This window comes from Mucilaginibacter aquariorum, assembly GCF_024498135.1.
Taxonomy (GTDB): domain Bacteria; phylum Bacteroidota; class Bacteroidia; order Sphingobacteriales; family Sphingobacteriaceae; genus Mucilaginibacter; species Mucilaginibacter aquariorum.
The window spans coordinates 965,009-978,956 of the sequence record NZ_JANHOH010000001.1; the positions used below are offsets into that span (position 1 = coordinate 965,009).

12 protein-coding genes are annotated in these 13,948 nt (G+C 43.6%); 5 read left to right on the forward strand and 7 right to left on the reverse strand.

Going from position 1 to position 13,948, the window contains the following annotated elements; all coding sequences use genetic code 11:
• Window positions 1-292: 292 nt before the first annotated feature.
• Complete coding sequence (locus tag NPE20_RS04200) at window positions 293-1,501, forward strand: CehA/McbA family metallohydrolase (protein WP_256537351.1); 1,209 nt, start codon at window positions 293-295, stop codon at window positions 1,499-1,501.
• 68 nt (window positions 1,502-1,569) lie between these two features.
• Here the strand turns inward: NPE20_RS04200 and NPE20_RS04205 are convergent, their stop codons facing one another.
• Window positions 1,570-3,069 (reverse strand): hypothetical protein, encoded by a 1,500-nt coding sequence (locus NPE20_RS04205; RefSeq protein ID WP_256537352.1) that lies wholly within the window; start codon window positions 3,067-3,069, stop codon window positions 1,570-1,572.
• Between the two features lie 116 nt (window positions 3,070-3,185).
• Window positions 3,186-5,069 carry a hypothetical protein gene (locus NPE20_RS04210; protein WP_256537353.1) on the reverse strand — a complete coding sequence of 628 codons (1,884 nt, stop codon included), beginning with the start codon at window positions 5,067-5,069 and terminating at the stop codon, window positions 3,186-3,188.
• A 155-nt stretch (window positions 5,070-5,224) separates the two neighbouring features.
• Here NPE20_RS04210 and NPE20_RS04215 point away from each other — a divergent pair, with 155 nt between their 5' ends.
• Both NPE20_RS04215 and NPE20_RS04220 read left to right on the forward strand, forming a co-directional pair.
• On the forward strand, window positions 5,225-5,425 hold the full coding sequence (locus NPE20_RS04215; RefSeq protein ID WP_256537354.1) for a lipocalin family protein: 201 nt from the start codon (window positions 5,225-5,227) through the stop codon (window positions 5,423-5,425).
• 37 nt (window positions 5,426-5,462) lie between these two features.
• Entirely contained in the window at window positions 5,463-5,876 is a 414-nt protein-coding gene (locus NPE20_RS04220; RefSeq protein ID WP_256537355.1) for a VOC family protein, read from the forward strand.
• Window positions 5,877-5,907: 31 nt separating this feature from the next.
• Here NPE20_RS04220 and NPE20_RS04225 read toward each other — a convergent pair whose 3' ends face one another.
• The 5 genes from NPE20_RS04225 to NPE20_RS04245 form a co-directional block, all read right to left on the reverse strand.
• The gene (locus NPE20_RS04225; RefSeq protein ID WP_256537356.1) at window positions 5,908-6,561 is read right to left on the reverse strand and encodes a potassium channel family protein; all 654 of its coding nucleotides are present in this window, start codon (window positions 6,559-6,561) and stop codon (window positions 5,908-5,910) included.
• Window positions 6,562-6,655: 94 nt separating this feature from the next.
• On the reverse strand, window positions 6,656-6,910 hold the full coding sequence (locus tag NPE20_RS04230) for a hypothetical protein (protein ID WP_256537357.1): 255 nt from the start codon (window positions 6,908-6,910) through the stop codon (window positions 6,656-6,658).
• 74 nt (window positions 6,911-6,984) lie between these two features.
• A complete protein-coding gene (locus NPE20_RS04235; RefSeq protein ID WP_256537358.1) occupies window positions 6,985-8,493 on the reverse strand; it encodes a glycoside hydrolase family 43 protein in 1,509 nt (502 codons plus the stop codon).
• A 49-nt stretch (window positions 8,494-8,542) separates the two neighbouring features.
• Window positions 8,543-10,192 carry a glycoside hydrolase family 32 protein gene (locus NPE20_RS04240; RefSeq protein WP_256537359.1) on the reverse strand — a complete coding sequence of 550 codons (1,650 nt, stop codon included), beginning with the start codon at window positions 10,190-10,192 and terminating at the stop codon, window positions 8,543-8,545.
• 282 nt (window positions 10,193-10,474) lie between these two features.
• Window positions 10,475-10,849 (reverse strand): hypothetical protein, encoded by a 375-nt coding sequence (locus NPE20_RS04245; protein WP_256537360.1) that lies wholly within the window; start codon window positions 10,847-10,849, stop codon window positions 10,475-10,477.
• Window positions 10,850-10,968: 119 nt separating this feature from the next.
• Between NPE20_RS04245 and NPE20_RS04250 the strand changes: the two genes are divergently transcribed.
• Window positions 10,969-12,681 carry a tetratricopeptide repeat protein gene (locus NPE20_RS04250; RefSeq protein WP_256537361.1) on the forward strand — a complete coding sequence of 571 codons (1,713 nt, stop codon included), beginning with the start codon at window positions 10,969-10,971 and terminating at the stop codon, window positions 12,679-12,681.
• A gap of 185 nt (window positions 12,682-12,866) precedes the next feature.
• Window positions 12,867-13,943 carry a helix-turn-helix domain-containing protein gene (locus tag NPE20_RS04255; RefSeq protein ID WP_256537362.1) on the forward strand — a complete coding sequence of 359 codons (1,077 nt, stop codon included), beginning with the start codon at window positions 12,867-12,869 and terminating at the stop codon, window positions 13,941-13,943.
• Window positions 13,944-13,948 lie beyond the last annotated feature (5 nt).

Genomic DNA, 13,948 nt, shown 5'->3' on the forward strand with positions numbered 1-13,948 from the left:
AACGTTTACGTAGGTATGTAATTGGCGAAAGGATGGTATACGATGATGCCGCTTTTTTAGTTTCCCATTATTGAGATGTACAATAATGATAGCAGACCTCACCTATTTGCCTACTATTGGAAATACTTGTTTAAAGCTTAACACAAACTTAATCGGGCTGATTGCAGTCCAAACGCATAGCTCGTTAAATTTGCACCCGGTTAAACAGCACCAAGCTAAGGCATCTCTTATCTCTGTATTTAAGATATTTGTAGAATGGAAATTTTCAGCCTGAACCTTAATAATAATTAACATGACATTCAAAAACACCAAAGGCCCAATACTATTTACAGGTATTAAATGTACCGTACTGCTCCTTACTATAGTAGCTTGCATCAGCAACCCAGTATTTGGCCAGTCAAAGAAGATGGCTAAACTACCCCCTATTGCCAGCCTTACTGACGGTGTGTGGCTAAAGGGAGACCTGCATGTACATTCACGTCATAGCAAAGAATCCTCTAACAACCCTGTTGCAAAGATCATCGCTTTTTCCAGGTCGGTGGCTATGGATTACATCTGTATCACCGACCATGATAACCATGTGGATGGCGATGTTGCACATAATACCTGGGCCGATCCGGAGTTTAAGTCAGACTCCCTGTTGCTGCTTTATGGTGCGGAGTGGACAACAACCCGGGGCCATGGTAATGTGTTCTCGGCTAAACCTTATGATCACAAGCGGTTATATGATGTTCGCGATCAGCGCGATACGGTGATCGGCAGAGTTAAGAATAAACTGGGCATTCACCTGTCGGCTAACCATCCGAGTGGCAAGGATCATTTTGGATACTCTTATGATATTATTGAGTCGATAGAAGTGTGGAATTCTGCAATATGGTCCAGAAATGCCAATGCCATCATGATTTGGGACGATATGCTATCATCAGGCCGGAAACTTACAGGCCGAGGCGGAAGCGACGCGCATCACGGCAACCCCGAAACACCAGATAAGGCAACCGCGAACAGCGGCCAGGCTAAAGCAAACTATGTTGGTACGCCAACAACCTGGGTATTCGCGGTAAAACGGACCACACAAGCGGTTGTAGACGCGCTTACAAACGGGCGGGTTTCCATTAGTGCCAACCCTTATGCACCACGCGTAGAGTTTTATGCAGACCTTGATCAGGATGGTAAAATGGATATGATGATGGGCGATAATACCAGAGCAACGGGCAAACCCGTAAAGTTTCGTGTTCAGTTAACAGGCAATACTTTACCTGATGGGAACTATACCATTAATGTTGTAAAGAACGGCAGTAAGTTTGGCACCTACCAGGTTACGGGCAAAACGCCTGTAGTAGAGTTTACAGATACACCGGCAACAACGGGCCGTAGTTACTATCGCGTAACGGTAGAAGGACAGGCTACAAACTACCCACAGGTTCCACAATCTATGGCGCTAAGCGGGTCAATGGTGGCGTTATCTAACCCAATTTGCTTCAATTTCGATCCAAACTTTTGATGATTATTCTAAAAAAGGAGTGTGACTATCTATCGTAAGGATGTTACCGCATTATTGAAATCACTGGTTTATTTATTGAGCCGCGCTTCAAGTTTTTCTATTCGTTTATTTTGTTCGATCAGGTAAAGAGTCAGCTCTTCTATCTTCTTGGTTAATAGTGCGTTCATTTCCCCCAAGTTCAACCCGTTATCCTTAACCTCTTTTGCGGAAGGCATATCGGGCAGGTGGTGGTTTTTATCAATATAATTTTTTACCTGGCTAAGTGTAGGCAATTTATAATCCTTATCAAACACATAGTCAGACCATTCGCTGTACAGCTTAACGGTTACAGCAGTAGCAAGGACATTCCCATTAACGGCCAGTTTATAGCCTGTTGGCGGGGCTGTTGTCCCTATCCCAACGCTGCCGGTAGCATTGATAATAAATTGATCGCTTATGTTATTGGTTCGAAACGCCATTGTGTTTGTTGCGTTGTCATAAAGAATACCTCCAGCATAGGCATCCGCCGTATTGGCAAAGTATATGCTTGATTTATTTGCCGGATTTGCTACTATTGAAATCGAAGCGTGGCCATTCCTGCCAAATGATGCAATGCCTCCTGTTAAAGGCGCAGGGATATTAACAATGCCAGATTTTACTTCTAAAGCAGTTTGTGGAGTGGTTGAACCTATGCCAACACTTCCGCCATTCGGATTCAGGAGCAGGGGATAATTTGCGGTAAGTGCAGTTTGGTTGGTTGCCTGCAAATAGGAGCCAGATGCTCCGTTAACCCCAAAGTCCAATACGGCTTGGCTGCTTGAACCCTGCAGGCGTAACACTCCTGTTTGAGCAGTTCCTGTTGTGGCGGGAAATCCTGTTATCCCAAAAATGTGCGTTTTTAATCCAGGGGTAGTTATTCCAATACCAAGATTACCGTCACTTGTTAAACGCATCCGTTCCACAGAACTAATGCCATTTTTTCTGGTGATGAATTGAAGATATCCTGAGTAATCATTATCTGTTGCATTTTCCTTTCTGCCTGCAATCCCTGCCCAATATGTTTGTGCGGTCCCTGTAAAAGATCCACCAAAGCTTAATTGACCGCCCACATCAATTGCAGCAACATCGGTTGTGCTGATAAATGCATTGCCTCTTGAATTGGGAATGGCATTTATAGCATTAAGATGTAATAATGCAAACGGATTATTCGTTCCTATACCTATGTTCCCATTATAGTGAAACGTCATAGCGGTTACAGGAGTGGATACACTTCCGGTAACCATGTCCATATCAAACGCTCCTCCTAAATCATATGCCCGGGATTGAATAGAGGTTGCAACACCTGCTCCGCCGGTAGAAGCATCCACCTTATAGAAATTCAGTTTGCCGATAACATCATTAGCCAGGATTTGACTTTTCAGAGAAGATATCCTGATAGCACCGGTTGTTGGATTGGTTACTTCCAGCTGCTCGGCCGGTGTTATTGTTCCGATACCTACACTGGTACCAGCGGCTGTCGGGAAAACGTTTTGAGCAGATGCAAGATTAACAAAACCCAACAAAGTTGCAAAGCAGAAGATTTTTTTCATAAAGAATAAGCGTTTAGGATCGGCAGTCCAAAAACAAAAGCATCCCCGGACTGGTAAGTATCATCGATAATATGTTAATTTCATTGGTATTATAAACACAGTTGCAGACGCTTTTTTTATTTTTTCGAATAAGTTGAAATAAGCTTTTCTAATTTTTGAAGCCGCATTTCCTGCATTCGTATCAATTCCTTTTGTTCAGCGTTCTTTTTATTCTCCTCGATCAGGTATAAAGTCAGCTCTTCTATCTTCTTGGTTAATAGTGCATTCATCTCGCCCAAATTTAACCCCTTATCTTTTACCTCTTTTGCGGAAGGCATGTCGGGCAGGTGATGGTTTTTATCAATATAATCTTTTACCTGACCAAGCGTGGCCAATTTATAATCCTTATCAAATACATAGTCAGACCACTCGCCGTACAGCTTAACGGTTACAGCCGTGGCAATTACGCCGCCGTTAACAGCCAGCTTATAGCCTTTCGTATCTGTTGTACCTATCCCTACATTACCAATATTTGCATTTAAAAAGCTTGATCCGTTAGCGCTTAAATAGGTATTAGTTGTTCCTGTACCATTACCTGCATAAATAGCTAATGCAAGGGCCCCTGTTGTGCTACTACTACGAAACAACCTTACCTGGCCGGATGCACCTGCGAGTCCGGGAAAGTCAAAGTTAGTGAATGTGGCTAGATCTCCCCCGTTTGGAGCGATAGAAAAGCTTCCAGCTGCACCGGTTGTAAGGGAGGTAAAATGGCTGCCATCGTATGCAAGGCGAAGTTGTTCCGTCGTAGCAACCGACGCTAATTTGGCACTAGGTGCTACCGTCCCTACCCCAACGTTGCCATTCTTCACGGTAAATGTGTTATCATATATCCCGCCGGGGAGCATGCTTTGAATAGTTGTTCGTGCATTATTATAACTCGTTCCTCCGTCAAACAAACTGTAGATCCTACCCGAATTAAGGCTGGAAGTGGTATATCCGCCCCTAAAAGCGATAGCCGATTCATTACCGGTAGCGCCAGGATTCTCTATCGTAATATTGGAAAACCCCGGAACGGCACTTGTTGCACTAACATGAAAAGCTGTAACCGGGGTAGTTGTACCTATACCTACATTACCTCCGTTAGGGTTAAAAAGCAACGGATAATTTGCATTAAGAGCAGTTTGATTAGTTGACTGTAAATATGCCCCTGAAACCCCGTTGACCCCAAAGTCTAATACAGCATTGTTTGACAAACCCTGTAAGCGTAACACTCCTATTTGAGCAGTTCCTGTTGTAGCCGGGAACCCTGTTATCCCGTTAATGTGCGTTTTTAATCCAGGGATATTGGTTCCGATGCCAAGATTGCCGTCACTTGTTAAACGCATCCGTTCTAATAAATTACCTGCATTTTTTCTTGTTGAAAACTGAAGGTATCCCGCATAATCCGCGTCCGTTGCGTTTTCTTTTCTTCCTGCTATCGCTGTCCAATAGGTTTGAGTGGTTCCCGTATAAGATCCGCCAAAGCTTAATTGACCACCAGCATCAATTGCGGCGGCATCGGTTGTACTGATAAATGCATTGCCTCTTGAATTAAGGATGGTATTTATACCATTAAGATGAAATAATGCTAACGGATTATTCGTTCCGATACCTATGTTCCCATTATAGTGAAACGTCATGGCGGTTACTGGAGTGGATACGCTTCCTGTCACAAAGTCCATGTCAAACGTCCCTCCCAAATCAAAAGACCGGGTTTGAATAGATGTGGCAACACCTGCCCCACCGGTAGAAGCATCCGCTTTATAAAAGTCGAGTCTACCAATAACATCATTGGCAAGCAGGCCGGTTTTCTGCGAAGATATTCTGATAGCACCGGTTGTTGGATTGGTTACTTCCAGCTGTTCGGCTGGTGTTATTGTTCCGATACCTACACTGGTACCAGCGGCTGTCGGGAAAACGTTTTGAGCAGATGCCAGATTAACAAAACCCAATAGGGCGGCCAGGCAGAGGATCTTTCTCATGAATGATAAGCATTTAGGATTAAAAAACCAGGAAGTTTTAGTTTCCCGACAAGGCATAAACATAGGTAAAATTTATGCATTTATGAAGAATATCAGGGCAGAAAATCGAGCACATTGTTAAAAATTAATAAAAAGTTAATTTTGTTTTTGATGGCATGCAGATCAATAACATCGTGCTCTATTTCAGGAGTGATGGCACCTTCAATAATACATTAAATAAAACCGACTGGAAAACGAAGGTCAGCGGGACCTATTCTATTATAAACAATACGGTACAGCTCTCATTTAAAAACGGCCAGGAAAGCAAAAAATATAAGCTGGCTGCCAACAGCAATCTGAAAGCACGGTTGGTATAAAACATACTTTACATAAAGTAAAAAAGTGTAAACTAACATGGCTACAACAGAAATTTCCGGCATTGCTCCTTTCTTTATCGTAAAGAATGTTCCTGCCGCGCTGCGTTTTTATCGGGATTACCTGGGCTTCGATATAACGTTTGAAGGAACCACTGAAGATGATATCTTCTTCGGCATTGTTCAACGAGGCTCAGCGATGATCATATTGAAGGATATTGGCGTCGATCCTGTACCCAACTATACACGTGATATCAAAAAAGGCATCGCCCGATGGGACGCTTATCTGCATGTTCCGGATCCGAACGAACTGGCAGCAGAATTCTCGTCGCGCAATGTCGTATTTTTTAAATCACTCACAGATGTAGACGACGGGGATGATGGTTTGCGCGGATTTGAAATTGAGGATATCGACGGGTATATATTGTTCTTTGGGCGTCCTGAAGCCAGGTAACCCATTCCAAACAAATTGGCTGATTCGCTATTCACTTCGTTGGCTCCACAAACCAGCTAGCCACATAAGCCGTAAACGTCCCAAAAAGCCCAACACCGGCCGTCATCAACAACGCCGCGATCAACCTCCCTTCGGTTGTCACCGGGAACTTATCCCCGTAACCCACCGTCGTGATCGTCACATAAGCCCACCAGATCGCATCCTCCGCGGTTTTAATATTACTGTTCGGATCCTTCTCCACCTGCAGGATACCGATGGAACAAAAAATAATCAGCAATACCGCCAGGATGGCAACAGAGGTAAAAGCCCCCTGCGCCTTATTCTTGAACACATACCTAACAAAAGACTGGGTAGAGCGAAACGCCCGGATCAGGCGCAGCAAACGGATCAGCCGGAGTAATCGCCCAGCCCGCAGAAAGTTCACCGCCGGGATACTCGATACCAAATCGATCCATCCCCAGCGCATAAAAGCCAGCTTATTCTTCGCCCCATAAAAACGCACACAAAATTCTACGAAGAAAAACACGCATATCGCATGATCAATATACGTCAGCAGCAAAGAAGTTTCCGGCGGAAGCTTCACCACCGTATCCACCAGCAAAGCGCCCAACACATATACCGACAATACGAAAACGATCAGATTCAGCAGACCCATCTGCTGCTCTTTTTGTTCATCAGCAGCCATATAAAGAAAAGTGATTATGAAGTTTCAAGATTAGTTCAGGTTAGGTAAATATAAAAAAAATGTGATTACAATTCTGCGCCATGGCACGCGTTTACTACATCGTACCTGATGGGGTTATATAATGAAAAACCTCTTTATTCTTTCCATATATCACACATTCAATTGTCTTATGTTGTAATACAATTGATTGGGCGAAAGATAAAGCTACCTCAACGTCATTAAACAAAGTAAATACTGTCTGATTATCTTTTATAGCTAATTCAAACTGTTCATCTAAGACATGTCCTGTTCGTGTATCTGCTCTCATTAAAACTACTTCTGCGCCCTTCAATTCGGGGAAATTTTCCATATAAAAGGCTGTTCATCAGAAAATATTGTACTCACACAATGAGTAATTCTCCTTTATAAATAATCAGATGATATTCAATAGTTTGTTACGGTGAAATCAGCAAATTGCGCATCCTGTTTTTCATCGCCTTTAAAATGAAGGCCTGCCCTTGGGCTTCGGTCCCACTGCGGTAAAAAATCTGCTTTTACCGGGTTATCAGTCGTTAATGCTTTCCAGCCCGCTTTGCCCTGCCGGTAATAAAACCTGCATGTTTTATCAGCTTCCAGCTCCAGCCTAAGTTGTACAGGTAATTTTTTGTTTACCAGCGACTGTGCTAAAGCGGAGAATTTGTTGTCTTTAACCTGCCACAATACTACCTCATCATTTTGGGTACCGATACCCAAAGCCATATTAGCATCGCCATAAAAAGTGAGCCCCTTAAGCGCAGCATTATGATTAAGTACGGTTGCAGCCATAACAAAATGACCCGAAACCGGCCTGGCAGTTAATACAATGCCGCTTTGATTGCCCTGCTTAACACTTCCTGATAAATATAACACACCCTTTTGCTGTTTTGTACGCGGGGTAGAATTGCGAAAATCCCATTGCCAATACCTGGCTATCGATAGCGTACTAAAATTCTCTCTGATATCAGGTACCGTAACGCCCGATATTTTTTGAGCTTTAAATACCGGCCATCCGTTTTTTTGCGGCCATACCAATTCAGATATCATACCCTGCCTCCCTGTAAACACGGTGCTTTCCTTATTATAGGCATGATGCAGGTAAAACTCGGCACCATTTGGCCCTTTAACAAAGGTACCATGGCCCATACATTTCCATTTGGCATTTTCAGATAAGATAGGGTTGCCTGAATAGACTTCGTAAGGCCCGGTGATATTTTTTGCACGGGCTACGCGCACGTTATAACTGCATCCTACCCCGCAGCAATCGCCTGCCGAGTAAAAGAGATAGTAATAGCCGTCTTTTTTTAGGATGCTTTGACCCTCCATACCAATACGCTGCTCATCTTTTAATAAGGAGAATGGTTCGCCTTCCAGTTTAAGGCCGTCTGCCGAAAGCTTACTGCCCAATATCTCTATTGGCCGCTTATCAAGGCCATAGGCCTTAAAGGTGATATATAATTGCCCGTTATCATTAAAAATAAAGGCATCAATAGCTTCCTTACCAAATGCAATGAGCACACCGTGGTCGGTAAAGCCCCTATCGGGGTATTTGGATGTGGCCACACCGATATAAGATGTATTGTCGGCTTTACGGCGTGCGGTGTAATAAATGTAATAAGTATCTTTTATCTTATAATATTCGGGTGCCCAAAAAGAACCCGAAGCCCATTCGGGTGTTTTATTAAAAACGTAGCCGGTTTGCCGCCATTTTTTTAGGTCGGCAGATTGGTAAACAGGGAATTGTGGCGCCCACTCAGAGGATGTGCCCACTGCAAAATATTTATTATTAACCCGGATGACAGATGGATCGGCAAAATCTCCGGGAATAATAGCACCGTCATTGCGTTGGGCCTGCAGCATTAACGGAAATGTAAATATCAGCACCAAGTGCAAAATGACAGCCTTGATTGTTTGCATATCAGCGTAGTTAAATTGTAGTATAGTTAGAAGCCGTAATATAAAAAAATTACTGCCAAATGGATTTTACCGTGTATACTTCCAGATTTTTGACATCGATATTATTACCCCAGAAGTGGAACCCTTCGGTGTTTTTTACATCCGGCTTTCTTTCCGTCGAGTAAGAATAAGCACCACCATCAATGAATACTTCTATGGATGTACGGTCGATATAAATATCTGCCGTTAGTTCCATACTTGTCATATCTTCGGGCGAATAAAACGTACCGTTGACCAGGTTAAAGTTCATATCGTAATCAATAATATGCTGCCCAAACAGGTTTAGCCCGGCGCTTGTTGCATGCGAAAGTTTAATGGTTGTTTTAATGCGCAGGCGGTCGCTGCCATTGTACTCCTTTAACTTATCATTGGCATCATTTTCTTTAAGGTTGCTCCACTGGTTTACCTTATCAAACAACTGCCCGGTTTCTTTAACCGGTACGCTAAACAGCCTTATTCCATCTTTAGTTGTTTTTAAGGTTAGCTCGGTAGGCATCAGCATCATCCCGTTAAATGGCATTCCCGGATGGCTCACCTTTCCCCAGCCAATTTGGATCCTTCTACCATCAGACTCGGGCATATTAGTGATGGTTTGCGCGGCGTATATGGTTCCGGTAACATAATAATGTTTGCCCGTTTCTGGCTTAAAGGTTTTGCCATCAAACGAACCTATCATATAGGTATTTGATGCACCGTACATTACCCATTTTGTTTTGCTTTTATCGCCATCTACGGGTAGTTCAAACAGATCGGGGCATTCCCAAAAACCGGTTACGTGGCTTTCAAATGTCCAGTCTTTAAGGTTCGCTGAATTGTAAATAGAGTGCCCGTCACGCTCGTTCAACACCAGCACCCAATGGTTACCTGGTTTGTACCAAAACACACGCGGGTCCCTGGTATCCTGGCTGTTCCACTTGGCTTTCGAATCAATGAGCGGGTTTTTACTGTACTTTGTCCAGGTGCGGCCCTTATCTAAACTGTAAGCCATACATTGCACCTGTTTCGCGTCGGAATTAGCGGTGTAAGTAGCAACCATTGCAGGCGTATTTCCTTTATTAAAACCGGCGGTGTTGTTATAATCGATCACTGCCGAGCCCGAAAACATTGTGCCCAGGTTATCCGGACTTAAAGCGGTAGGCAACTCTTCCCAATGGATCATATCTTTACTCACAGCGTGCCCCCACGACATATTTTCCCATTCCCTTTCGTACGGGTTATGCTGATAAAAAAGATGGTATTCACCCTCATAGTAAATTAAGCCGTTTGGATCATTTATCCATCCACGGCGGGTGGTAAAATGAAATTGCGGGCGATTTTTCTCTTTGTACATAGAGTCCTGCCCTGCTATTTTATCGTCCTGGTAAATTTTGCTTAGGCCAGCGCCATCGCCATCATAGCTGATAGTGATGGTTTTGCCTTTCAAGGCAGTCATATCGCAAAACACCCAGTACTGGGGTTCGCTGTTAGCCAGCCTGATCTTGAAAGACCGCTCCTGCTTACCTGCTATTTGAAACTGCATTGTTCCCCGGGCCTGCGCCTGCGATACGGGAAGGTTTAAATACCGCTTGGTTATTTTGATGTTGATATCAGCTCCTCGTAACGATATCGAAATACACAGCAGAAAACAGGCTGCTATAGTTGCTTTTAATTGGCTTTTCATAATGGTTTTGCAATATAAGGTTTTCGATGTTTTTTCTGTACCAATAGGTTGTAGCTGAAACATCGACGATGACATTAGTCACCCAAGCATTTTACATTGTAGCGAAAATGTTTGTTAAACGGGGATCACATTGAAGTTCGTGTCCTGGTATATGTATTTTGAAGAATCTTATCGACCCAGAGTTTTGATATTTCCGGATGAGACCACAGATTGTGTAAGCATATCACTCCCTGCAACCTGGGTTGATCAATATTGGTTACCTGGTACCTGTCGCAAAAAATATTATTGAGCCGCTGTAATTGCTGCTGCCAACCAGCCGGGGTGCTGGGTGTTAGCATCCGATAACATTTCCAAATTTTCTGAATTCTCCCTTTCACTGAAAAGTAATTCTTCCAGTTCAAATTCTCCATCAAGCCAGTTCCTTGCATCCATTGCAGCGCGCCACATTGTATTATCCGGATTTTTTTCCATTAACTCATCGGCATTCAGATATTTCGAATTGATCCACACCTTGGAGCGGTCCATCTGGATCACCTCCAGCATTGCCTGGATCTTAATTCTGTTATCATGACCGAAACAATCGTAAGGATGACAAAACCACAGGTTGCTTTTCAGCGTGTTTATTGATTCTACAAGTTCGGAAGGGCTTCTTTGCATTATCTAAAAAAATATTGTTAATGTAGTTGCCATACTGTTACGATACTTTTCTCGATAAGGTTACTATCCAGGGAATAAAAAATTTGAATTTTATTTATGCAATGAATATTGTAAATTAGATGATGATGAAAATAGTTTCTCCGATATTATTATGGGGTACACTTTTCCTCCTGGCAGGTACTACGCTGTTCAAGCCCCGATACCGAGCCTACTCCCCTGACGTGAGCATTTGCGGAGGTGCCTTACCTTCAGATATTACGCCGAATAAAGACGGGAAATTCATCTCGATAATTGCCGGTACCGGGCATCATCATTATAAGATCAACACCAGATCTGACAGCGCACAAATTTACTTTGACCAGGGGCTTTCTTTTTACTATGGTTATCATTTTACCGAGGCACTGGCTTCTTTTAAAGAGGCCGCTCGTTTCGACCCTAATTGTACAATGGCCTGGTGGGGGCAAACACTTGCATTAGGCCCCTACTATAATAATTACAATTATAGGATGCCGGCTGCCGTGACAATTGCGAAGATGTCTTTACAACGCACGAACACCGGGGCCAGCGCAAAAGAAAGCGACTTAGCAAACGCAATGGCAAAGCGCTACTCCTCAGATACCACCAATGCCGATCGTGTACAATTAGATGAAGGCTACGCCACAGCCATGAAAACGCTGATGAAGAAATACCCGCTTGATAACGACATTAAGGCATTGTATATAGATGCTGTGATGCTATGTCACAAATGGGATTTTTGGAATAACGATGGGACGCCCAAATCATGGACACCCGAACTGGTTTCGTTATGCGAAAGCATCTTAAAAAAAGAACCCCGGCAACCCGCCGCATTGCATTATTATATCCACCTAACCGAGGCCTCGCGCAACCCGGCAAAAGCTTTACCTTATGCCGATGTATTAAAGGACCTGATGCCCAGCGTGGCGCACATGGTGCATATGCCCACTCACTCTTACCAGCGTAACGGGCTTTTTGCCAAAGGTGTATTTGTTAATGAACAGGCAAACGCGGTTTTCCAAAAAATGGATTCTACTTCCGGCCTTCGCCTGAGTAAATATAATCCGATTCATTTTTTCGCCGTGCAATCCTATTGTGCCATGAATGCCGGGATGTATACAAAAGGCCGGCCGCTTTATTATAGGGCCAGGGAAAGGATGAAAGCTTTAAACCCTGATTTTAAGAACGACCCTTATGCCCAGTTTGTCTACTCATTACCCGATATTGCACTGGTGCGCTTAGGTAAATGGCAGGAAATTTTACAACAACCCCGTCCTGATCCCCAATGGAAATACGCCCGGATAATGGATGATTTTGCCAAAGGCATTGCGTATGTGCGCAAAAATGACCCTGGCGCTGCCCGGCAATGCTTAAGCGACCTCCAGGTAAATCTTACCGATAGTTTGTTGGCTATCCGCCGCATGCCTTTTAATAAACCAAAGCAATGCGGCGAAATTGCAGCTGGCATTCTTTTAGGCGAAATATTATTTGCTGAAGGAAAAACTGCTGAGGCTATTAACGCGTTTAAAAATGCTGTAAACGCCGAAGACAAGTTGATTTACCGCGAACCGCAGGAATGGTTAATACCTGCCAGACAATACCTGGGAGCCTGCTTGTTAAAAATAAACAGAGCCCGGGATGCAGAAATGGTTTACCGGGATGATCTGGTTTACAACCCCGGCAATGGTTGGTCGCAGTTAGGTATGAATATCAGCCTCAAAGCACAAAAAAAGTTAAAAGAGGCAAGGAAATATGAAGCGCTTTATCAGCAGGCGTTTGCAGCCGGCGATGTAAAGCCTGTTGCCTCGGTGTTTTAAAGCTGTTTAACTCACTATTAAACCCTATCACATTTTCTATTAGCACAGGATGGGGATATGGTACCGCAACCAATAACGAAATAACGGTGATTGAAAACACCATTTCTGTCGCATTTTTTTGACCTCTTGAGCCATTTTTTCTGTTTTGATGCTACCCGTTTATTTTAGTTTGCTATTTTTGATACATGAGCCCCGGTCAACAGATACTATTCTTTTTTAGTGCATTAGGCGCCTTCAACGGCTTCGTTATCAGCGGCTATCTGTTGTTCTTCAAAAAGCAAAAGTCCCCTGCCTCTTATTTTTTGGGGCTGCTGCTACTGGCTCTTAGCATGAGGATCACCAAGGCTATCTTTGGTTATTTTTACCCCCACCTTCCGCGGATCTATCTACAAATAGGCTTGTCCGGTTGTTTTCTGATCGGGCCGTCACTCTATTATTTCACCAGGGCAGCGCTTGAAAATATCCAGAAAACACCAATCAGGTGGAAATATACCTATTGGGCATGGATAACTGCGATTGTCATTATAGGGGTGTTGGTCCCCTACCAGACGCATCCCTGGGACTGGAACCATTATATCGTACATATAATCTATGCGCAATGGGTAGCCTATTTCATCCTGACGGGATGGATGCTTAAGGGTGTAATAGCGAAATCATTTGTCAAAACAGAAAAGCTATCCCCCGGGGAAAAACCAATACTGTCGATCTTTCTTGGTAATACAGTGATCCTGATCGCCTATCTGATCGTTTTTTTCTGGTCCTTCAGCAGCGTATATATCAGTGGCGCGCTTTTCTTCTCGTTGTTACTCTATCTAAACATTCCGTTGTTCGTTAATCGGAAAAAATCCGATACGGCTTTCCTTGGTAATGGGGAAACCGGGCGTTATGCCGGAAAGAAGATCACCGAAGACCAGGCCCTCGGCCTAACCAACAAGCTTCAGAGAATCATCATAGATCAGGAACTCTACAAGAACCCTGATCTTAAGCTCAATGATCTGGCCAAAGCGGTCAATATTTCGGGGCACCAGCTTTCCCAGTTACTTAACGATAACCTGGGCAAGAGCTTTGCCATGTACATTAATGAATATCGTATTGGCCGGGCCTGTGAACTGATCGTAAATGATAAAGGGATAAAACTGGAGGAGATTGGATACGAGGTAGGTTTTAACTCTAAATCTACCTTCTATACCGCTTTTAAAAAACACAGGGGCACCACCCCCACCCTCTATAAAGAAGGATTGTCGTCTGCCGCACTCCTGTAATAGGT